General features: G+C 63.2%; 21 protein-coding genes. 12 read left to right on the top strand and 9 right to left on the bottom strand.

The features are described from left to right. Positions 1–70 precede the first annotated feature (70 nt). From ABH939_RS00720 to ABH939_RS00700, 5 genes are all read left to right on the top strand, one after another. Positions 71–550, top strand: coding sequence for a MarR family winged helix-turn-helix transcriptional regulator (locus ABH939_RS00720; RefSeq protein ID WP_404649187.1), 480 nt, complete (start codon positions 71–73; stop codon positions 548–550). After that, positions 547–1,179, top strand: a complete 633-nt coding sequence (locus ABH939_RS00715; protein ID WP_003940006.1) for an allophanate hydrolase subunit 1 — start codon at positions 547–549, stop codon at positions 1,177–1,179. Before ABH939_RS00720 ends, ABH939_RS00715 begins: the two co-directional genes overlap by 4 nt. Continuing rightward, positions 1,176–2,039, top strand: coding sequence for a biotin-dependent carboxyltransferase family protein (locus ABH939_RS00710; RefSeq protein ID WP_064074238.1), 864 nt, complete (start codon positions 1,176–1,178; stop codon positions 2,037–2,039). Before ABH939_RS00715 ends, ABH939_RS00710 begins: the two co-directional genes overlap by 4 nt. A gap of 46 nt (positions 2,040–2,085) precedes the next feature. Beyond that, the gene (locus ABH939_RS00705; RefSeq protein WP_050654595.1) at positions 2,086–3,636 is read left to right on the top strand and encodes a bifunctional 3'-5' exonuclease/DNA polymerase; all 1,551 of its coding nucleotides are present in this window, start codon (positions 2,086–2,088) and stop codon (positions 3,634–3,636) included. A gap of 102 nt (positions 3,637–3,738) precedes the next feature. Continuing rightward, positions 3,739–5,964, top strand: coding sequence for an MMPL family transporter (locus ABH939_RS00700; protein ID WP_404649185.1), 2,226 nt, complete (start codon positions 3,739–3,741; stop codon positions 5,962–5,964). A gap of 4 nt (positions 5,965–5,968) precedes the next feature. Here the strand turns inward: ABH939_RS00700 and ABH939_RS00695 are convergent, their stop codons facing one another. The 4 genes from ABH939_RS00695 to ABH939_RS00680 are packed head-to-tail and all read right to left on the bottom strand — an operon-like array spanning position 5,969 to position 8,448. After that, on the bottom strand, positions 5,969–6,814 hold the full coding sequence (locus ABH939_RS00695) for a DNA-3-methyladenine glycosylase family protein (RefSeq protein ID WP_404649184.1): 846 nt from the start codon (positions 6,812–6,814) through the stop codon (positions 5,969–5,971). Then, entirely contained in the window at positions 6,811–7,410 is a 600-nt protein-coding gene (locus ABH939_RS00690; RefSeq protein WP_007729599.1) for a methylated-DNA--[protein]-cysteine S-methyltransferase, read from the bottom strand. Before ABH939_RS00690 ends, ABH939_RS00695 begins: the two co-directional genes overlap by 4 nt. Further along, positions 7,407–7,961: an RNA polymerase sigma factor gene (locus ABH939_RS00685; RefSeq protein ID WP_080961251.1), complete on the bottom strand. Its 555-nt coding sequence runs from the start codon at positions 7,959–7,961 to the stop codon at positions 7,407–7,409. The genes ABH939_RS00690 and ABH939_RS00685 overlap by 4 nt, the downstream gene beginning before the upstream one ends. Beyond that, on the bottom strand, positions 7,948–8,448 hold the full coding sequence (locus tag ABH939_RS00680; RefSeq protein ID WP_003940613.1) for a methylated-DNA--[protein]-cysteine S-methyltransferase: 501 nt from the start codon (positions 8,446–8,448) through the stop codon (positions 7,948–7,950). Before ABH939_RS00680 ends, ABH939_RS00685 begins: the two co-directional genes overlap by 14 nt. A gap of 144 nt (positions 8,449–8,592) precedes the next feature. On the opposite strand from ABH939_RS00680, the gene ABH939_RS00675 reads away from it, so the two are divergent. After that, on the top strand, positions 8,593–9,138 hold the full coding sequence (locus tag ABH939_RS00675) for a hypothetical protein (protein ID WP_007729604.1): 546 nt from the start codon (positions 8,593–8,595) through the stop codon (positions 9,136–9,138). 4 nt (positions 9,139–9,142) lie between these two features. Here the strand turns inward: ABH939_RS00675 and ABH939_RS00670 are convergent, their stop codons facing one another. The 4 genes from ABH939_RS00670 to ABH939_RS00655 form a co-directional block, all read right to left on the bottom strand. Next, the gene (locus tag ABH939_RS00670) at positions 9,143–9,880 is read right to left on the bottom strand and encodes an SDR family oxidoreductase (protein ID WP_030537223.1); all 738 of its coding nucleotides are present in this window, start codon (positions 9,878–9,880) and stop codon (positions 9,143–9,145) included. Then, on the bottom strand, positions 9,877–10,902 hold the full coding sequence (locus ABH939_RS00665) for a phosphotransferase family protein (RefSeq protein WP_007729609.1): 1,026 nt from the start codon (positions 10,900–10,902) through the stop codon (positions 9,877–9,879). The genes ABH939_RS00670 and ABH939_RS00665 overlap by 4 nt, the downstream gene beginning before the upstream one ends. Next, positions 10,899–12,110 (bottom strand): acyl-CoA dehydrogenase family protein, encoded by a 1,212-nt coding sequence (locus tag ABH939_RS00660; RefSeq protein ID WP_003940162.1) that lies wholly within the window; start codon positions 12,108–12,110, stop codon positions 10,899–10,901. Before ABH939_RS00660 ends, ABH939_RS00665 begins: the two co-directional genes overlap by 4 nt. Positions 12,111–12,185: 75 nt before the next feature. Further along, a complete protein-coding gene (locus ABH939_RS00655; protein WP_007729612.1) occupies positions 12,186–13,964 on the bottom strand; it encodes an ABC transporter ATP-binding protein in 1,779 nt (592 codons plus the stop codon). Between the two features lie 95 nt (positions 13,965–14,059). Between ABH939_RS00655 and ABH939_RS00650 the strand changes: the two genes are divergently transcribed. Next, positions 14,060–14,647, top strand: a complete 588-nt coding sequence (locus tag ABH939_RS00650; RefSeq protein ID WP_030537226.1) for a TetR/AcrR family transcriptional regulator — start codon at positions 14,060–14,062, stop codon at positions 14,645–14,647. Here the strand turns inward: ABH939_RS00650 and ABH939_RS00645 are convergent. Further along, entirely contained in the window at positions 14,582–16,117 is a 1,536-nt protein-coding gene (locus ABH939_RS00645) for a LuxR family transcriptional regulator (RefSeq protein WP_047272075.1), read from the bottom strand. The genes ABH939_RS00650 and ABH939_RS00645 overlap by 66 nt on opposite strands. Before the next feature lie 171 nt (positions 16,118–16,288). On the opposite strand from ABH939_RS00645, the gene ABH939_RS00640 reads away from it, so the two are divergent. The 5 genes from ABH939_RS00640 (at position 16,289) to ABH939_RS00620 (ending at position 18,891) form a co-directional block, all read left to right on the top strand. After that, positions 16,289–16,663, top strand: coding sequence for a PLDc N-terminal domain-containing protein (locus tag ABH939_RS00640; RefSeq protein WP_007729621.1), 375 nt, complete (start codon positions 16,289–16,291; stop codon positions 16,661–16,663). Beyond that, positions 16,660–17,097 carry a DUF6325 family protein gene (locus tag ABH939_RS00635; protein ID WP_007729624.1) on the top strand — a complete coding sequence of 146 codons (438 nt, stop codon included), beginning with the start codon at positions 16,660–16,662 and terminating at the stop codon, positions 17,095–17,097. The genes ABH939_RS00640 and ABH939_RS00635 overlap by 4 nt, the downstream gene beginning before the upstream one ends. 1 nt (position 17,098) lies before the next feature. Further along, the gene (locus ABH939_RS00630) at positions 17,099–17,407 is read left to right on the top strand and encodes an SHOCT domain-containing protein (protein ID WP_007729626.1); all 309 of its coding nucleotides are present in this window, start codon (positions 17,099–17,101) and stop codon (positions 17,405–17,407) included. Between the two features lie 65 nt (positions 17,408–17,472). Then, positions 17,473–18,450, top strand: coding sequence for a DUF1214 domain-containing protein (locus ABH939_RS00625; RefSeq protein ID WP_054782240.1), 978 nt, complete (start codon positions 17,473–17,475; stop codon positions 18,448–18,450). Positions 18,451–18,477: 27 nt separating this feature from the next. Then, positions 18,478–18,891 (top strand): phage holin family protein, encoded by a 414-nt coding sequence (locus ABH939_RS00620; RefSeq protein ID WP_020970904.1) that lies wholly within the window; start codon positions 18,478–18,480, stop codon positions 18,889–18,891. The last annotated feature ends 38 nt before the right edge of the window (positions 18,892–18,929 follow it).

Genomic DNA, 18,929 nt, shown 5'->3' with positions numbered 1-18,929 from the left:
CACCCCCATTTCTCTCGATTATCGAGATAGTAGACAATCAAGAGACAACACACCAGGGCTGGAGGCATCCTTGAGCGTCGGCGATGCAGAAGACGAAGCGATGGCGATCGTCCACTCGCTTCGCGCACTTACCGTCGACTTGAACGTGGCGGTTTCCGGCTTTGCGAACAAGTACAAAATGCACTCCACCGACGTGCGCGCGTTGATCTGCCTTCTCGATGCCGAGCGCTCGGACGCACCGGCGACACCAGGCTGGCTCGGCGCACAGCTGGGTATCAACTCGGCGTCGGTGACCGCGCTCGTCGACCGGATGGTCAAAGCGGGCCACGTAGCTCGGGAGCGAGACTCAGCAGACCGCAGGCGGGTGCTCTTGCAGGTCACACCATCGGCGGTCACTCTGGGCGAGAGCTTCTTCGGCCCCCTCATTTCACGCGCTGCGAGCACCGTCGGGAATTACACCGCCACAGAGCGAGCCACCATCGCGAGTTTCATCGCCGCGATGCGAGCGGACGTGGAGCGGACTCGAGTCGATAGGGAGCCCTCCCTGTGACTCGCATACTTCCCGCGGGAGAACGCGCATTGCTCGTGGACTTCGATTCCGAAGCTGGCGTTCTCGCGTTCACCGAAGCACTGACGCGTAACACCCCGGTCGGGGTCGAAGACTTCCTCCCCGCAGCTCGCACGGTCCTGGTCACGTGCACCCCGGCGGCAGATCTCACGTACGTCCGGAAGCGCTTGAACGATCTCGAGCAGACCGATTCTGCCGCGACCACAGACGAGCATTTCGAGACGGATGCACTCACCATCGCCGTCAGGTACGACGGGCCCGACCTCGACGACGTCGCACAGTCACTTGGTATGAGCCGATCCGAGGTGGTTGCGGCCCACACCGGGGCAATGTGGCGTTGCGCCTTCATCGGATTCGCACCCGGCTTCGCCTACCTGACTTCAGGCGACACTCGGCTCGACGTTCCGCGTCGAACGCAATCACGAACCGCTGTGCCTGCCGGTTCCGTCGCCCTGGCCGCTGGATACAGCGCGGTCTACCCGCGTGCATCACCGGGTGGCTGGCAGATCATCGGGAGCACCGATGCCGTGATGTGGGATCTGAACGCCACACCACCGGCCACCGTTCAGCCCGGCAGACGCGTGCGCTTCGTGAACGAGGAACAACGATGAACGGTCTGGAGATACTCGACACCGGGCCGCTGAGCCTGATCCAGGACCTCGGACGGATAGGTCATCTTCGCTCGGGTGTCGGGGTTTCCGGTGCGGCAGACAGGCGATCTCTCAGGCTTGGCAATCGGCTCGTCGGCAACAACGAGGGCGCAGCCGGTGTCGAGGTCCTCCTGGGTGGGCTGAGTCTTCGGGCGCAGCAACCGACAACGATCGCGTTCACCGGTGCGCCTGCACAGGCCTACCGCGACGGCATTCCGGTCGGGCATTCGAGCGTGATCGATCTGCGGGCTGGGCAGACCGTCCGCCTGGACTACGCACCGAGTGGACTGCGGACGTATCTGACCGTCCGAGGCGGCATTGTGGTTCCCGAGATCCTGGGATCGCGCAGCACCGACACGATGTCCGGGATCGGTCCGGCGCCTCTCGAGCCTGGTGTTTTTCTCCCGATCGGGCCATCGCCGACCACGTTCTCAGCCGTCGACCTCGCACCGGTGCCGCCGATGGCAAACGAGACTCTCGCCATTCGAGTGGTGTTCGGTCCTCGCGCAGATCGATTCACCAACCCCGAAACACTCCTCCAGGGCCGATGGGCGATCTCGACCGACTCGGACCGAATCGGCGCACGCGTCGATCGCGTCGGCGCCGACGAACTACTTCGAAGAACAGACGACACCGAACTGCCCACCGAAGGCGTGGCACTCGGATCGATCCAGGTCCCACCCAGCGGCCAACCTGTCGTGTTCCTCGCCGATCACCCCATCACCGGCGGCTATCCGGTGGTGGGAGTGGTCGCGGACGCAGATATCGACCGACTCGGCCAAGCCCGCCCGGGTCAACACATCCGGTTCGTCAGGGCCTGAGCACGCCGAGCGATAGCGTGTCGGACCCAGCCGTCACACTGATGTCGTGCGAGTTGTCCTGGTCCCCGGTAGTACGACGTCCACGGGAGCTGTGACGGCAACTGTCCTACGGACCGATCCCGCTGGAACGCCGCTCGCCGATCCCGTCGAATACCCCGACCTGATCGCAGCGGTACGCACCATCGAGGAAGCCGAGCACCCGCGGTGGGTGTGGCCGAGTACGGCGACCGTGTACCCACCGCTACTGCGGGCAGGCGTACGGGTTCAACGGTGCCACGACATCTCCCTGACCCGCGCGATACTCGGAATGCGCGCCGGCAAACCGTCACCGCCCGCCGAGGAGTTCGACGACGATCGACTCGGACTCTTCGACACTGCACCCGTTCTCGATCCCCTCGCCGTCGTCACCGAATTCGCCGAGCAGCGCGCAACCATCGGCGCGGACGCTCGACTGGACTTGTTGATCGCAGCAGAATCGGCCGGCGCTCTCAGCGCCGCCGAGATGACGCACACGGGCCTTCCGTTCTCGACGCAGAAGCATCGCGAACTCCTCGAAGAACGGCTGGGGCCGCGGCCGACGGGATACGACCTCCCCGCTCGTATGCAGGAACTTGCCGCACAGATCAGTGAGGTCTTCGGGCGCACCGTCAATCCTTCGTCTTCGGTGGAGATCACCGAGGCGTTCGGGCGTCAGGGCATCGAACTTCCGTCGACGCGCAAGTGGTTTCTGCAGGAGATCGATCATCCGGCTGTGCCGCTACTCCTTCGTCATCGCGAACTCGCCAAGCTGTACAGCACCAACGGTTGGCAGTGGATGGACAGTTGGGTGCGGGGAGATCGATTCCGTCCGATCTACGTTCCTGGTGGTGTCGTGTCCGGCAGGTGGGCGAGTCGAGGCGGCGGGGCCCTCCAGATTCCGAAGACAATGCGCTCGAGCGTCGTCGCCGATCCGGGCCACGTGTTCGTCGTCGCCGACGCCGGTCAGCTCGAGCCCCGAATTCTGGCCGCCATGTCCGGCGACCGCCGCATGATGGCCGCCGCCGGGGACGACGACCTGTACGCACTTGTCGGTGCCGAAGCCTTCGGCGGTGATCGCGCAAAAGCCAAGGTCGCAATCCTCGGAGTCCTGTACGGGGCGACGGCGGGTGAAGCCAAAGCACTGCTCGTCTTGTTGCGGAAGCGATTCCCGGTCGCCGTCGAGTACGTCGAGCAAGCTGCCAAGGCAGGTGAGCGCGGCGAGGTGGTGAAGTCACTGCTCGGCCGGGCCTGTCCCCCACCGTCTCCCGACTTCTACTCCCACGGCGACGCTCACGCCCGCGGTCGTTTCACGCGCAACTTCGTCGTGCAGGCGACTGCGTCCGAGTGGGCGCTGTGCCTCCTGGCCGACCTCAGGCGCCGCCTCGCCGAAGATCCGGACGGCGAGTTGGTCTTCTTCCAGCACGACGAGGTAGTCGTGCATACCCGAAATCCTGAGTCAGGTACCGCCCACGTGCTGGCCGCCGCGGCTTCGGCAACTCGATTGTTGTTCGGCGACACAGTCGTCCGTTTTCCCATGGACGTCGCAGCCCGCGAGACTTACGGCAAAGGCACTTCGTAGCGTCGTCAATTCCACGCCAAGTGGTTCCACCGCGCCCGTATTGCGTGTTCTACTGGAAAATGTTGCTTTGTTGGTGCTGGTCGACTGCGTTCGAGGAGAACCATGACCAAGCTGGACACAACTGACGCAGAACGGAACGAGCGCGGAGCCGTGAAGCGCCTTCGCGTGCCGATCTTCACCGTGATCGCCCTTGCGATCTTCGCCTTCGTCGCAGGCGGATTCGGCGGTTCTTTCCAGGGCAAACTCGCCGAGGTTCAAAAGAACGACAACGCCTCGTACCTCCCGAGTTCCGCCGAATCGACAATCGTCAGCAACCAATCCGCGAACTTCCTCGCAGTCGAGACGATCCCTGGATTTGTTCTGTTCCATCGAGATTCGGCCCTCACCGAGCCGGACAAATCTGCAATCAACTCGGCCTACGGCGCCATTGCCGGCATCTCCGGGGTAGACGCCGACGGTATGCAGCCCACTCAGTACTCCGCCGACGGCACAACTGCGTCGATCTTCGTGCCACTCGTCGCCAAGGACGGAGACACATCCGTGGCAGGCGATGTCCTGGCGACCACCGAGCAGAACGTCATCGACGCAGCAAAACAAGCAGCTGGTGATGTCGAGGTACTCCCAGCCGGGCCAGGTGGGCTACTCGTTGCGTTCATCGACGCCTTTGCCGGTCTGGACGGAGCGCTCCTTGGCGCGGCACTCCTGGTCGTGATCCTCATCCTGCTTGTCGTGTACCGATCGCCGGTGTTGTGGTTCTTCCCGCTGTTCTCCGCGCTCCTCGCCATCGGTTTGTCGTCGATGGTGATCTATTTTCTCGCGAAAGCCGAATTACTCACTCTGACCGGACAATCTCAAGGCATCCTTTTCGTGTTGGTGATCGGTGCCGGTACCGACTACGCCCTACTCTTGATCTCTCGCTATCGCGAAGAATTGCACACGTATCCCAACCGCTTCGACGCGATGATCAAGGCCTGGCGCGAGTCTGCGCCGGCCATCACCGCTTCGGCTGTCACCGTGATTCTCGGTCTGCTTTGCCTGACGTTCTCTCAACTCAACTCCAACAAGAGCCTCGGACCCGTCGCCGCCATCGGGATCGCCTGCACCTATCTGGTGATGATGACGTTCATGCCGGTCGCTCTGGCCGCCACCGGACGGTGGGTCTTCTGGCCGCGCAAGCCCAAGGTCGATCACGCCGCAGACCTTACGACGCACGGGATGTGGGGCAAGATCGCCGAGGCCGTCGGTAGCAAGGACCGCCCACTGTGGATCGGCGCCACAGTGTTGTTGATCATCCTGTTCGCGGCCGGGATCGGCAGTCTCAAAACCGATGGCCTGACATCCACCGAAAGCTTCACCAATCGTCCCGACGCCGTTGTCGGACAAGAACTCTACGACTCGAAGTTCGATCCCGGAGCCGGCGCACCGGCCGTGATCACCGCAAACGCCGACCAGGCCGACGCCGTCATCAAAGCAGCCAGCGGCGTCGAAGGTATCTCGCAGGATCCCGGCGCCGTCTGCACCCAGGTGGACGTCGCGAAGGTCAGCGATTTGATCAAGACCAACCCCGCTGCCGTCGCACAAGCCGCCGCTGCGGGTTGCGCCCCTGCGGCTTTCACCGTTGCACCGATCGACGGCCGAACCATGATCAATGCAACCCTCGCCGACTCCTACGATTCGCCGCAGGCACTCGAAACTGTCAAGCGACTGCGGACTGCCGTCCACGACGTGCCCGGCGCCGACGCGCTCGTCGGGGGCAGCACGGCCACCACCCTTGATGTCCAGGCCGCCTCGGTCCGCGACAGAAACCTGATCATCCCGATCGTGTTGGTGGTGATCTTCCTGGTTCTGGCCGCTTTGCTCCGCGCTCTGCTGATCCCGGTGATTCTCATTGTCACCGTGGTGCTTTCCTTCGCGGCGACCCTCGGTGTGAGCGGATTCTTCTTCACACACGTATTCGGGTTCGCCGGGGCGGATCAATCGTTCCCGCTGTTCGCCTTCGTCTTCCTCGTCGCACTGGGTATCGACTACAACATCTTCCTGATGACCAGAGTCCGGGAGGAGACCGGAGAATTCGGCACCCGTGCAGGTGTACTGCGCGGTCTTGCGGTGACGGGCGGTGTGATCACGTCAGCCGGAATCGTCTTGGCCGCAACGTTTGCCGTACTGGGCATCCTGCCACTGGTCTTCCTCGCCGAGATCGGATTTGCCGTGGCCTTCGGCGTGCTGCTCGATACGATCATCGTGCGCAGCGTCCTGGTGCCGGCACTCTCTCACGACATCGGGAAACGTATTTGGTGGCCGTCCGAACTGGCGCGCGCGAAAGACTGACCGACTACAGAAACGCTTCCTTGGTCCACAGATGAAAGAGCGCGTAGGCTCGCCAGGGTCGCCAGCGCTCGGACAACGCTGCGGCTTCTTTGGCCGTCGAGACCCCCAGCGCACGTTTCAACACCAGATCATCGGGCACGAAGGCGTCGCGATCACCGAGAATTCGAACAGTGAAATAGTCAGCGGTCCACGGTCCGATTCCCGGTAGCGCCAACAACTCTCGCCGAAATTGGACAGGATCCGCATTCCAGGAGAGATCGAGACCGTTCGCTGCCGCAGTTGCCAACGTGTGCACTGTTCTTGCGCGCATTGTGGTCAATCCGACGGCTCTCTGTATGTCCTCCGGCGATTGCGCTGCAACCGCGTCCGGATCAGGGAAGGCAAGAAACTCCCCTTCCACCGGCGCTCCGAATGCGCTGACAAAACGACCACCGAACGTCCTCGCTGCGGCGAGCGAAACCTGTTGCCCCAGAACGGTGAGCACTGCGGTCTCGAAACCGTCCACCGAGCCGAGCACCCGCAATCCTGGACGGGCGGCAACGAGTGGGGCCAACAACTCATCACTACCGAACGCCGCTTCGACAGCAGTGTGATCGGCGTCGAGGTCGAGCCAACGGCGCACGATCACCTCCAGAACTGCGGAATCCGTTACCGGCACATCGGAATCCACGACGACACCGTCGTCGGTCCACGACACCGACACGACAACGGGTCCGGAAGGCAACGGTACGACTCTGGTGTGAACACCGTCGTCGTGACGCTCGAGGCCTGCGACGCAGTGAGCCCGCAGGGCACCGGTGAGCGGTTCGACTGCATAGGGCGCCTGAAAGCGCAGCGTCACTGCGCTCACCGGCCGGCTTCCAGATCCAGCAGAATCGCTTTCAGTTCGGGGCCACCCGCGTACTGCCCGAGGCTGCCGTCGCTGCGCACCACCCGGTGACACGGGACCACCAACGGCAGCGGGTTCTTTGCACATGCGGTCCCTACGGCACGCACCGCACGTGGGCTTCCCGACGCTGCCGCGACCACCGAATAGCTTGCAGTGTGGCCGTATTCGATCTCGGGAAGATGACGCAACACTTCGCGTCGAAACCCTTTCGCGAGTTGGAAATCCAAGCGCAGATCGAATTCTCGACGCGCACCGGCAAAGTACTCGTCCAACTCGCGAGCGACAGTGTCCAGCCTGCGCGGGTAATGAAGCACACGAGGGCTGACGGTGTCCGCCAATCGTTCCAGAACGAGGTCGTGCCCTTCGACGGCAAAGGCAACCCGCACCAGGCCGACATCAGTTGCCGCCAGCAGCAGCTTTCCGACCGGCGAATCGACGGTTCGATATGCCACGTCGATCAATTCGGCTTCGGACGCCTGCGCAGCCAGGCGCGCCCGTAGGCGGATCATGGCGTCGGCGTCAACGGCTGGAAGTGCCTCGAACACATCGTTACTCATGAGTGACTCCCTTCCGCAGCGGTAGCGGACAAGTAGGTTCTTCGTAGGGTGGCGATACCGTCCGCACCCGCGCGTCTGGCGGCTGCCGGCGTGTTGCCGAGGATGTCCGCGATCTCTGCGTACGGCAGCCCACCCAGAAAGTGATAGGCGACCGCCGCACGTTGTTTGAGTGGTAGTTGTTCGAGTGCGTCCCAGAGTTCGTGATCCCACGTGCCCGGCACGCCGATTCGCGTCGGCAACTCCGGAACGTCGTCTGTCGGCACCGCCACGCGGGCACGCACTCGGGTGATGTCGATCGCCTTGCGGTGCGCGATGGTGACCAGCCAGGCTTCGATGTTCGCGTCCGGGTTCAGATCCGGGTATGCCCGCATCGCCGCGATGAACGTCTCGGACCACGCGTCCTCGGCGTCGACGGGCCCGACCACCGCGCGGCAGACACGGAGGACCACTGCACCGTATTCGGTCACGACGTCTTCGAACGGTTTGAGTGTCACGACCGGTAGACGTTCCCGATCACCGAATTGTGAGCCGAGCGCATCAGAAGAGGACATCCGATTCGCCGCCGTGCTCGCGGTCGAGCAGGAACCGCTTACGTTCGAGGCCGCCGGCGAAACCGGTCAGACTTCCGTCGCTACCGACCACGCGATGACAGGGAACGATGATGCTGATCGGATTCTTGCCGTTTGCCGCGGCGGCAGCACGGATCGCAAGCGGGTTACCCAAAGTTTGCGCGAGCTCCATGTAGGTCCAGGTTTCGCCGTACGGGATCGTTCGCAAGGTGTCCCACACCCGCTTCTGGAACTCGGTACCCACGGGCGCCAGCGGCACGGAGAACTCCGTGCGATCACCCTCGAAGTACTCGGTGAGCTGCGATTCGACTTCACCGAAGACCGCCGAGGAACGATCACCGAACGTGGACTCGTCCGGCTTGTGGCGATGCTCCGCCATGTACAGACCGCAGAGGTCGTCACCTGCTGCTACCAGCGTCAACGCTCCGATCGGCGAGTCGATCACAGTGTGCGTACGGATAGCCGTCATGTCTCGATCCTTCCAGGTTGCGCGGTGCGGCAGGCAGCGGGTGAATTGATTGTCCGCGCCGGCACCGACACCTCGAAGACGCCGCGGGCCTCGTGAATGTGAGATTTACCTGTACTTTGACGTCACATCAGGCAGTATCGAGGGATGGCTCTAGTTTTGCCCGGCAGCTCCACCGTCGTCCGCTCCGTCGGCGACGTGGTGCACTGGTCCCTGTCCACGGTCGCTTTTGCGGTCACCCTGCCCACTCGACTCGAGGCGCTCCTCTTCTCGGTCGAGAGGTTGGTGGCGCGCATCAACCAGATCGCCGACAACGCCGACCGCGTCGTCATCGGAGCTGCCGCCGTGACCGTTCGCGCTGAGACACTGGTCGAGGCCGTCGAGCAGACGTCGGACATCGCGGGACAACTCCTCGAGATCTACGAGCCCATCGCCCTACAGCTCGCGCCGCTGGCCGCCAGGTTCGCCGACGACCTTTCCGAGGCAGAGGTCAGCGCCGCGATCAAGCTGATCGACCAACTACCGGAGCTCACCGACCGGGTGGCCGCGGTGTTGCCCATCCTCGGAACCTTGGACTCCGTCTCGCCCGAGATCCACGAACTCCTCGGAGTGGTCAAGGACCTGCGGCAGGCGATCGTCGGGGTGCCTGGCTTTCACTTCTTTCGCAAGCGGGGCGAAGCCAAGCTGGATTGAAATTTCAGGCGGAGTAGCCGTTGGTCCCGGCCCGCGCCATGACGACCTTCGGAACGACCGCTCGAGACGAGAGCTTGAGCAGACCATCCACCAACTCCACGATGTCGTCGACCTTGATCATGGTGTCCGGTGTGATCCGATCGTGTGTCCATGCCGACATGTCGGTGTCGACGTAACCGGGAGCGATGGCCGTCGCACTGACGCCGTTTCCGGATTCCTCGGCGTTGAGTGCCTCGACCATCGAAATCAGCGCAGCTTTGGTGGCTCCGTAGACGGCCAGGCCGCTCTCGGCATACACACCGGCCATCGAGGCGAGAGCGATCACCTTCGCTCCGCCGGCAAGGTCCGCGTCCGCCGCTGTACGCAGGAGCGGCAGCGACGCTTGCAATAGTGCAAACGGTGTTCGGAGATTGACGGCAACGGTCTTGTCGAAACGTCGCATCGGGTAATCCGCTACTCGCCCACTGGTTCCCACTCCGGCGTTGAGGACGAGAGCCCTCATGGAGCCGAATCGCTCATTGTGTGTGGCGACGAGTGCTGCGGCGAAGTTCTCGTCCGCCATGTCGCCGGCCGAGACGACGACGTCCGGCGATCCGGCGCGGGTAAGTTCTTCGGCGACAACGGCGAGCCGCTCGGTATCACGCGCCGTGATGGTCAGCCCGTACCCTTGCGAAGCCAAGCGTGTTGCGATGCCGAGCCCGATTCCCTTGGAGGCGCCGGTGACCAGTGCTGATCGAGTCATTCGAATTTCCCTTGCAGTGCGTTGAGTCCGGCCGAGATCAGTTCCGGCACAGAAGATCCAGCCTTGTCGAATCCCCCGCCGACGGTGGCTCCTGCCCGGAATCGGTGATCGATGCCCTGCGCCACGACGGCGAGTTTGAAGAACCCGAGCGCCATGTAGAAGTTCCAATGCGCCAGTTCACGACCCGAAACGGACGAATACCGTTGCGCCAGATCGACAACGGACGGTAGCGACGGGCTCGTCCACGCAGCAGGCTCACCCAGAACCAGATCCAGCGCGGGATGCCGATAGACGCACATCATCGCGATGTCCGCCAGCGGATCGCCCAGCGTCGACAGTTCCCAGTCCACCACTGCGGCAACCTTGGTGACGTCGTTCGCCGCGAGAATCGTGTTGTCGATCCGGTAGTCGCCGTGCACGATCGACGAGGCTGATTCCGCCGGAATCAATTCCGCGAGGCTCGACGCCAACCTGTCCACGTCGGCCGAGTCCTCGGTCTTGACGCGTGACCATTGACCGGCCCACAACTTCACCTGGCGGGCTACGTAACCGTCGGGTCTGCCGAGTTCGCCGAGACCCACTGCGGTGTAGTCGACGTCGTGCAGTGCAGCGAGAACACGCACCAACTCGTCGGTGCACTGCGTGACCTGCGCTGCCGGAACAGCTTCCAACTCGGTTTTGGTTCGGATCACTTGACCGGTGACGAACTCGACCACCGTGAACGACGCACCCATCACCGAGGCGTCCTCGCACAGCACGACGGTCGGCGCGACCGGCACGGCAGTGTTCTGCAACGCCGAGGTGATTCGGAACTCACGCGCAACGTCATGCGCCGACGGCGTGAGGCCGGCCGTGGGTGGACGACGCAGAATCCACTTCGAGTTGTCGTCGAAGATTCCGTAGGTGAGATTGGATTTGCCGCCTGAAATCAGTTCGGCTCGCAACTCACCGCTCACCTCGACGCCTGCGGCTTGCAGATACTTGTGGAGCGCCGCGAGATCGAGTCCTGGAAAGTCCGTCACTTCGACTCCTCCCGAGCAGCGCGCTTCGCAGCTCCCACAACACGTTTCGCAATTGCCCAGCGATGAACCTCGGACGGGCCGTCGTAGACGCGGAAGGGACGCACTTCGCGGGACAAGCGTGCCAGCGGCAGATCGCCGGACACGCCCATTCCGCCACACATCTGAATGGAGCGGTCCACGATCCGGAAGATCGCCTCGGCAGCGTAGGTCTTGGCGATGGACGTCGCGTTGCTCGCGTGCCCGCCCTGATCGAGTTCGAAGCAGGCCTGCACCAGAAGTGCGCGGCTGGCTGCGATGTCGATCTCGTTGTCGGCGACCATCTTCTGGATCATTCCGAGATCACCGAGTTTCGAGCCGAAGCCTTCTCGTTCGGCAACCCTGGCCACGGCGACGTCGTGGCCGCGGCGCGCTGCACCGAGCCAGCGCATCACGTGCGTCATGCGGGCGGGACCGAGGCGAACCTGCGCGTAGGCGAAACCTTGATCGACCTCACCGAGAACGGCCTCGTCGGGTACGAAGAGATCCTCGAACGTGACCTCGCAGTGCCCACCGATCATGGCCTTGTCGAGGGTGTCGATGTGTCGACCCACTACCAGGCCGGGAGTGTCCGTCGGCGCCAAGAACATGGTCGCTCCGCCGCGCTGCCCGGGCTCGCCGGACGTGCGCGCCATGATGATGAAGAACCCGGCGCCGTCGGCGCCGGTGATGAACCATTTCTTACCGTTGATCTTCCAGCCACCGGGGACTTTTTCGGCGCGGGTGTTCAAAGCCGAGGGATCGGATCCCGCTCCGGGCGCGGGTTCGGTCATGGCGAATGCCGACCGCATGTCCCCGCTTGCGAGCGGCGCGAGGAACTGCTGCTTCTGTGCTTCGTTCGCCACGTGGGCCAGCATGTGAACGTTGCCCTCGTCCGGCGCCGCGATGTTGAGCGCCGTCGGCCCGAATAGCGAGTAGCCGGCTTCCTCGAAGACCGGCGCGCGATCACTCATGTTGAGTCCGTGGCCGCCGTACTCGATCGGTGCATGCGGGGCGAAGACACCGGCTTCTTTTGCTGCCGACTGCATCTCGATGCGGATGGCATCGCCACCCGCTACAGCGATGTCACCGGCGTGTTCGTCTTCGATGGGGAGCACTACGTTGCGCGTGAAGTCGCGCGTCTTCTCGATCAGCGCCACCACCTCGGGCGCGTACGTCAGATCGATTGCCACCAGCCACCTCCGAAAGAACATCCCGACCGAGCGATCGCTCGGTAACAGCACTCTCGCACATGCCGATGCGCCGGGTCAACAATCTTCGAGCATCGCCTCGCCCTGATCGAGCCGGCCGGCAACCACCATGTCGCGGTACAGATCGTCCTTGTCCATGAGCTCGTCATGGTTGCCGATGTTGCGGATCCGACCGTCTTCCATGACCACGATCCAGTCGGCGTCACGCACCGTCGAGAGCCGGTGAGCGATAGTCACCACGGCCCCGGTGCGCGCACGTTCGTTGATCGCGTCGACAATCGCGGCTTCGGTGAGCGTGTCGACCTGGGCAGTGGCTTCGTCGAGCAGAAGCAAAGCACTCGGCCGCAGAACTGCGCGCGCCATCGCGATCCGCTGACGTTGGCCGCCCGACAGCGAGGTGGCCGTCAGAGCGGTGTCGAGTCCGTTGGGCAGGGCCTCGATCGCGTCGTCGAGCCGGAGCAAGCGCAGAACGGCCTGGACTTCTTCGTCCGTCGCATCGGGATGGCTGAAGACGACGTTCTCCCGAATCGTTCCGGGCACCACCGGTGTCTCCTGCTCCACGTACGCGAGACTCTCGCGCACAGCGCGGTGATCGAGCGCGTCGTAACCGACTCCATGCAGGAGAACCTCACCCGATCGAGGTTCGACAAATCGCAGCACGGTCGAGAGCAAGGTCGTCTTTCCTGCACCCGACGGGCCGACGATGGCCATGTGCCCACGCGTCGGAATGACCAGCGAGACATCGCGCAACGCCGGCTGGTTCGATCCGTGGTAGCTCACGGTGACGTCGCGCAACTCGATCAGCGGCGCGGCAGCGTTGGTTTTCGCGACCACGTCCACGACCTCGTCGTACTGCTCGGTGGGCAACGACTGCATCTCGCGAATCCGGATAGCTGCCGCGATTCCCGACTGAACGGAGGTCACGTTCTGCGCAAGCTCCGACACCGGCCCCATCAGGGTGAAGGCGTAGAGCAGAAACGCGATGAGCGTCGAGACTGCCATTTCGCCGTCGGCGACTCGCCAGGCACCGAAGCCGAGGATGGCAATGATCGATCCTTGAATGGCGGTCCACGCGACAGTCCACGCGGTTGCCGACACTCGAACTGCCGTGATCGCATGCTTTTTCGCATCGGACGCATTGTTCGTCACCAGAGCGCCGACGCGATCCTCGGCGAGGGAAACTTTGACCGTCCGGATCGCACGCAAGCCACCCTCGAGTACGCCGCCGAGCTGACCGAGCGATTCCTGGGTTCGCGCTTCGGCTGCGGAAATCCGAGGCATCAGAACGGCAAAGAGTATGGAGGCGAACACGATTGCCACCATGGTGACGCCCAACAACGGCAGATCCAGTACGCCCATCAGAACAATCGTTCCGATGGTCAACGCGGCTGCGTTCAGAATATTCACCGCGGCCGACGACGCAGCCTCCCGCAGCAGCAAGGTGTCAGACGTGACCCGGGTGACCAATTCACCCACGGATCGCGATTGCAGCGAAGGTACGGTCGCCGCCAGGAATCGCTTCACCAGCGACGACCTGGCGTCGAAGACAACCTTCTCGGCGGCGGTTCCGAGAACGATCCACTGAGCACAACCGAGCACGGCACCGACGATCAGAAGGACGACGAGCGTGAGGATAGGTCCTTTCAGCGACGCACCGGTATCGAGGGTGTCGAGAACCCACTTGGTGACCATGGGCGTTGCCAGCGTCGCCGCGGAGCCGCACAGCGCCAGTACCAATCCGAGAAGGAGCGACGGCAGATGCGGTCGAGCGAACTCCGAGAGGACGCGGAGATTGCTCCATTTCGGTGCGGGCTGAGAAGCGTCGGATTCAAGCATGAATTTATGGAACACGAATGTTCCATAAAGGGCAAGAGAAATTCCGATTCGGAAACACTGGATACCGAAACCGGACACGGCTACGCTTCGGATTCGTGACAACGATCCACAGCGCACCAGAACAAAGCGCGACCCGCGAGCGCACACGGAAGGCCATCCTCGATGCTGCCGTTTCGGTGTTCGCATCCAAGCCTGCTGCGACCCTCAGCGAGATCGCTTCGGCCGCAAAGGTCGGCCGGACCACTTTGCACCGCTACTTTCCCGAACGGTCAGACCTGGTCGACGCAGTCGCGGCCGAGGCCACCCGCGCCGTCGGAGAGGCAGCAGCAGCAGCTCGACTCGGCGAGGGTACCGGAGCCGAAGCACTGGTTCGCCTGTGCCATGAATACTTCGAACTGGCCGACCTCTTGACGGTCCTGTTCTTCACTCCCGGTGTGTATCAAGAAGATTCGTTTGCCGAGTCCGCGTCGAACGACGACTCAGTCACCGATGCCATCGAGCGCGGACACTCCGACGGTTCCATCGACCCCGACATGGGTTCGGACTGGGTGCAGAACCTGCTGTGGTCACTGCTCTACACGTCGATGGACTACGTGAACCGCGGTTCCGGGACGCGACTACAAGCCTTGGATCTGACGGTTCGCAGCCTCCGCCGCGGAATCGCCCCCGATCCCGCGGTCTAGGTTGTCGGCTGCTTGAACAGCGGCACGCCGTTTGGTCACGCCTAGTTTGCGGTAGATCGAGCGAATGTGAGTCTTCACAGTGGGATAGGCGATGCCGAGGTGCGCAGCGATCTCGTCTGCAGTCATCGTAGTTCGCAGAAAAGTGAGGATCTCTTTCTCACGTTCCGTCAGGACTCCGGCGAGCTTGGCAGAGAGCTGGCCCCGTTTTTCCAGAATCGTGCGCAGGAGCTCCTGGTGTCTCGACCCCTGTGTTGCGTGCGCGTTCAACAGATCGACGATTACCGGATCGCCGCTCAGAAATGGGGCGAGAATCCGCTCGGGGATTGCTTCCGCCAGCGCACGATCCAACTGCTCGTGCGCCTGCGGTCCACGCCCGGCGACGGAGCTCAGGGCGGCAGACGTGACAAGGGTGCTCACCAGCGCATATCGCGGCAGCGCGGCCGAGGTTGCCAAGCGAAGCGCTTGAGCCGACGGTTCCGGATCCCCCATGACTCGGTAGAGCTCCGCGAGAAGCGCGTGAGCGACCGCAGCACCTGTTCTGGTCAGCGTGGGCATTGCGATGCGGCGAGCTTGCTCGTCCTGTCCTTGAGCGTGGGCGAGCCAGGCCGTGGTGACGCGCCGCAGCGTATCCCAAGGAATGCCGTGCTTGTCCGCAGTGCTCACGCCTCGCAGCAGACGAGCGGCGTTGTGGTACCGGTCTTCCCGGTTCAGAGCGATCAGGCTCATCACCAGGTACAGACGGGCGAGCGCCTCGAAATTGGTTCCGGGGCTGCCCTCCTCGATGATCGAATCGAACTGAGCGATCGCCTCCTCGAAGTCGCCACGCCAGTAGGCGATGCACCCCCGATTCGACTGTGGGAGACCACCTTCGAAGCGTTCCCAATCGGACGCCACCTCTCGCGCAGGAAGGCCGTCGAGGATCTGTTCGGCTTCCGTGAATGCTCCCGCGTGGGTCAGCGCAAAGGCCAAGTTGGACTGTGCAAGACGCAATGTCTCCGTGCGCGACTGCAACTGCGCCTCGTCGCCGGCGGAGCGAAGTAGCGCGATGGCACGAGGAAGGTCACGACGAAGCCTGACCTCGGTCCATCCGAGGAGGAAAAGCGCGGACGGGTAATCGTCCTCGGGCTCGCACTGGGCGAGCGCGTGGCGCGCGCGATCGGCGATGACGGCCTTGGTCGAGGTGTCCGGAGCGAGCAGCAGGTCGGTGAAGCAGACGACAAAATCGTCGGACGCCACCCGCAGACCCTGCCCGCGGAGAAACTCAGCGCCGTACGGATCACCGCTGAGATCGCGGCAGCACGCTCGTATCAGCAGGATGTGCGGATCGTGGGGATCGGGATGAGCAAGGCAGAGCTGCTCGAGTTCCCTGGTGTGAGATTCGAGAATCAAACGAAGCCAGTTTTTCCGCAGGACTCGTCGAGCCTGCTCCGCCTCACCAGAGGCGAGTGCGTCACGCACGGCTTCGATCATGTGTCGAAGATACTCGAGACGTTCGATGTCCGTGGAAATCCGGTCTCATCCGCTTCGGATTAGGCCGCGATCGAAGCCCGCCGATACCGGTGAGAATTGCCGGAATCAACCGAAATGCGTGAGTCAGCGGAATACCGTGTGCGCAGGCCTTACACGAAACGGATAAGACACATGAGCTTCTGGGAAAGCCTCGGCTGGATGCTGTGGGCGACCGTCTTCATCGGATATCTCTTCGCACTGTTCGCGATCATCGCCGACCTGTTCCGCGACCACAAGCTGAACGGCTGGTTGAAGGCCGTTTGGGTGTTCTTCCTGCTCTTCCTACCGATCCTGACCGCCCTCGTCTATCTCGTCGCCCGCGGCGAAGGGATGACGGAACGCAGCAACAAGGCCGCACGCGACGCCGAGAAGGCCGCCGAATCGTATATCCGCGAGGTCGCGGGGAAGAGCCCCAGCGAGGAGATCGCCGCAGCCGCAGCACTGCTCGAAGCCGGAGCGATCAGCGAGGACGAGTTCGCCGCACTCAAGCTGAAGGTCCTCTCGTGAGTGCCGCGCGTTTCGGCCCCGTCGACTTCTACCTTCTCGGCCTGCCTGGGCAGAGCCTCGACCCGGCCGCGCTCTCCGCACTGACCGACCTTACGGATACCGGCCTGGTGCGGCTGCTCGATCTGATCGTCATCTCCAAGTCCGAGGACGATGAACTCACCCTCATCGAAGTCGAGGAGTTGCCGAACGGCTTCGAGATCAACGTCGAGATGCTCGGCGCGTCCGGTCTGCTCGGGCATGAGGACATCACCGAACTCGCGGCAGCCATTCCCACCGGCGCTGCAGCGCTGCTGGTCGCGCTCGAGCTGGTCTATCAGCGCGAACTCGCCGCCCGCACCGCTGCGTCAGGCGCGGTGCTACTGGGTTACGAGCGGATACCCGCACCCGTCGTCAATGCCCTCATGGACACGATCATCCCGAAATTGGAGGTCTGACATGCCGTACATCCCGAGACGAGGCCGCCCCGGACTGCTGGGCCTCGCCGCCCGCACCGCGGTCGTCACCGGTACCGCGACCGCCGTCAGCGACGGTATGGCCACCCGCCGGCAAAGGAGAGCTCAGGCCGACTACGAGCAGGCGCAGTACGAATTCGCCCAGCAGCATGCCGCACTCCCGATGCCCACACCCGCACCCGCGGCCCCGGTCGATCTCGTCGCCGAGTTGCAGAAACTCGGCGACCTCAAATCACAAGGCCTGCTGAGTGACGCCGAGTTCCAAGCCGCGAAAGCACGACTGCTGGGCTGATTCACCCCGACGGGCCATGGATTACCGCGCCCGCTTCCGTACCCCGACACCGATTGGAACCCACTATGTCCACGATCGCCGTCAACGTCCTGAACTTCAATCGGGCAGAGTCCGATCTCATGTTCGCTCGCCTGGCCGCGGGCGTCGGCCTGGGCACGTGGAACCACACTCGTGATCTCGGGTCACTCGACAACCAGCCGATCATCCGCCAGAACCGCGACACTCTGTACAGCAGCGCGATCATCGACGTGCGCGAGAACGTCACCATCACGGTGCCCGATACCGGCGAGCGCTACATCTCCGTGTGGGTGGTCAGTCAAGATCACTTCGGTCCCGTCATCCTGCGCGACCCGGGAGAGCACCTGCTCACGCGTGAATTGGTCGGGACCGACTACGCCGCACTGATCGTGCGCATCCTCGTCGATCCGAACAGCCCCGAAGACGTCGCCGAGGTGAACCGGTTGCAAGACGCCCTCAACATCGACGGCGGCGGAACGGGAGAGTTCCCGTTGCCCGACTACGACGAGCAATCGCAGGCCGAGACCCGCGACGCACTCCTCGCACTCGCGCGTGGCATCACCACGTACGACCATTCATTCGGTACCGCTGCGGAAGTCGATCCGATCAGGCACCTGCTCGGTACCGCATCCGGCTGGGGTGGCCTTCCCGAGTACGAGGCCACCTACGTCAACTTCGACGAACGTCTCCCGGTCGGGGAATACCGTCTCCGCCTGAACGATGTTCCCGTGGATGCGTTCTGGTCGGTCTCGCTGTACAACGCGGCCGGATACTTCGAAGAGAACGCTCTGGGCGTCAACAGCATCAACAGCCTCACGGCCACCCCAGACTCCGACGGCAGCACCACCATTCGCTTCGGGGTCCATCTCGACGGCGTCGCGAACGCACTGCCCATCATGCCCGGGTGGAACTACGTACTGCGCCTGTACCGCCCCCGTCCCTCCGTGCTCGACGGCACCTGGACGGCGCCTCGTCCCGAAGCCCTGCAGCAAAGCGTTCCCCACGCACACACCACTCTCGGGTGACTCGACCTGATCACGGAGGTACAAGCCATGCGTCTGTTATTTCAGCTCATTTCGCAATGTGTTCTCGGCGCGATCGCGCTGATCGTCGTGCATTTTGCTCTTCCCGGGGTCAGCCTGAGCGTGAACGGCTTCTTGGCCGCTATCGGTGTATTCACCCTCGCACACATGATCCTCGGCCCATTCGTGCTCAGCGTGGCACTGCACTACGCGGCTCCGCTCGCGGGTGGTGTCGGCTTGGTCGCCACACTGCTCGCGCTCTGGGTTGCGACCCTGGTCCCCGACGGTATCGAGATCAGCGGCGTCGGGTCCTGGATCCTCGCCCCGATCATCGTGTGGGTGATCACGGCATTGGGCGGGTGGATCTTCATGGCTCTCGTCATCGACAAGTGGATCAAGAGACGCAATGCCGAAAAGCTCGTGCGCAGTGTGCAGAAGGCATGAATGATCAGTTCGGAAACGGAACCCACAAGGAGTCAGCC

Source organism: Rhodococcus sp. 27YEA6 (assembly GCF_044908235.1).
Taxonomy (GTDB): domain Bacteria; phylum Actinomycetota; class Actinomycetes; order Mycobacteriales; family Mycobacteriaceae; genus Rhodococcus_F; species Rhodococcus_F qingshengii.
Note: the sequence above shows the minus strand (reverse complement) of the source record. Positions and strands in the feature narration are given on the sequence as shown.

Bases quoted from the DNA above. Each gene is read 5' to 3' on its own strand.
- ABH939_RS00710 (WP_064074238.1), top strand. From the start codon at position 1,176: ATGAACGGTCTGGAGATACTCGACACCGGGCCGCTGAGCCTGATCCAG.
- ABH939_RS00700 (WP_404649185.1), top strand. From the start codon at position 3,739: ATGACCAAGCTGGACACAACTGACGCAGAACGGAACGAGCGCGGAGCC.
- ABH939_RS00690 (WP_007729599.1), bottom strand. From the start codon at position 7,410: ATGAGTAACGATGTGTTCGAGGCACTTCCAGCCGTTGACGCCGACGCC.
- ABH939_RS00685 (WP_080961251.1), bottom strand. From the start codon at position 7,961: ATGTCCTCTTCTGATGCGCTCGGCTCACAATTCGGTGATCGGGAACGT.
- ABH939_RS00680 (WP_003940613.1), bottom strand. From the start codon at position 8,448: ATGACGGCTATCCGTACGCACACTGTGATCGACTCGCCGATCGGAGCG.
- ABH939_RS00675 (WP_007729604.1), top strand. From the start codon at position 8,593: ATGGCTCTAGTTTTGCCCGGCAGCTCCACCGTCGTCCGCTCCGTCGGC.
- ABH939_RS00670 (WP_030537223.1), bottom strand. From the start codon at position 9,880: ATGACTCGATCAGCACTGGTCACCGGCGCCTCCAAGGGAATCGGGCTC.
- ABH939_RS00655 (WP_007729612.1), bottom strand. From the start codon at position 13,964: ATGCTTGAATCCGACGCTTCTCAGCCCGCACCGAAATGGAGCAATCTC.
- ABH939_RS00645 (WP_047272075.1), bottom strand. From the start codon at position 16,117: ATGATCGAAGCCGTGCGTGACGCACTCGCCTCTGGTGAGGCGGAGCAG.
- ABH939_RS00640 (WP_007729621.1), top strand. From the start codon at position 16,289: ATGAGCTTCTGGGAAAGCCTCGGCTGGATGCTGTGGGCGACCGTCTTC.
- ABH939_RS00630 (WP_007729626.1), top strand. From the start codon at position 17,099: ATGCCGTACATCCCGAGACGAGGCCGCCCCGGACTGCTGGGCCTCGCC.
- ABH939_RS00625 (WP_054782240.1), top strand. From the start codon at position 17,473: ATGTCCACGATCGCCGTCAACGTCCTGAACTTCAATCGGGCAGAGTCC.
- ABH939_RS00620 (WP_020970904.1), top strand. From the start codon at position 18,478: ATGCGTCTGTTATTTCAGCTCATTTCGCAATGTGTTCTCGGCGCGATC.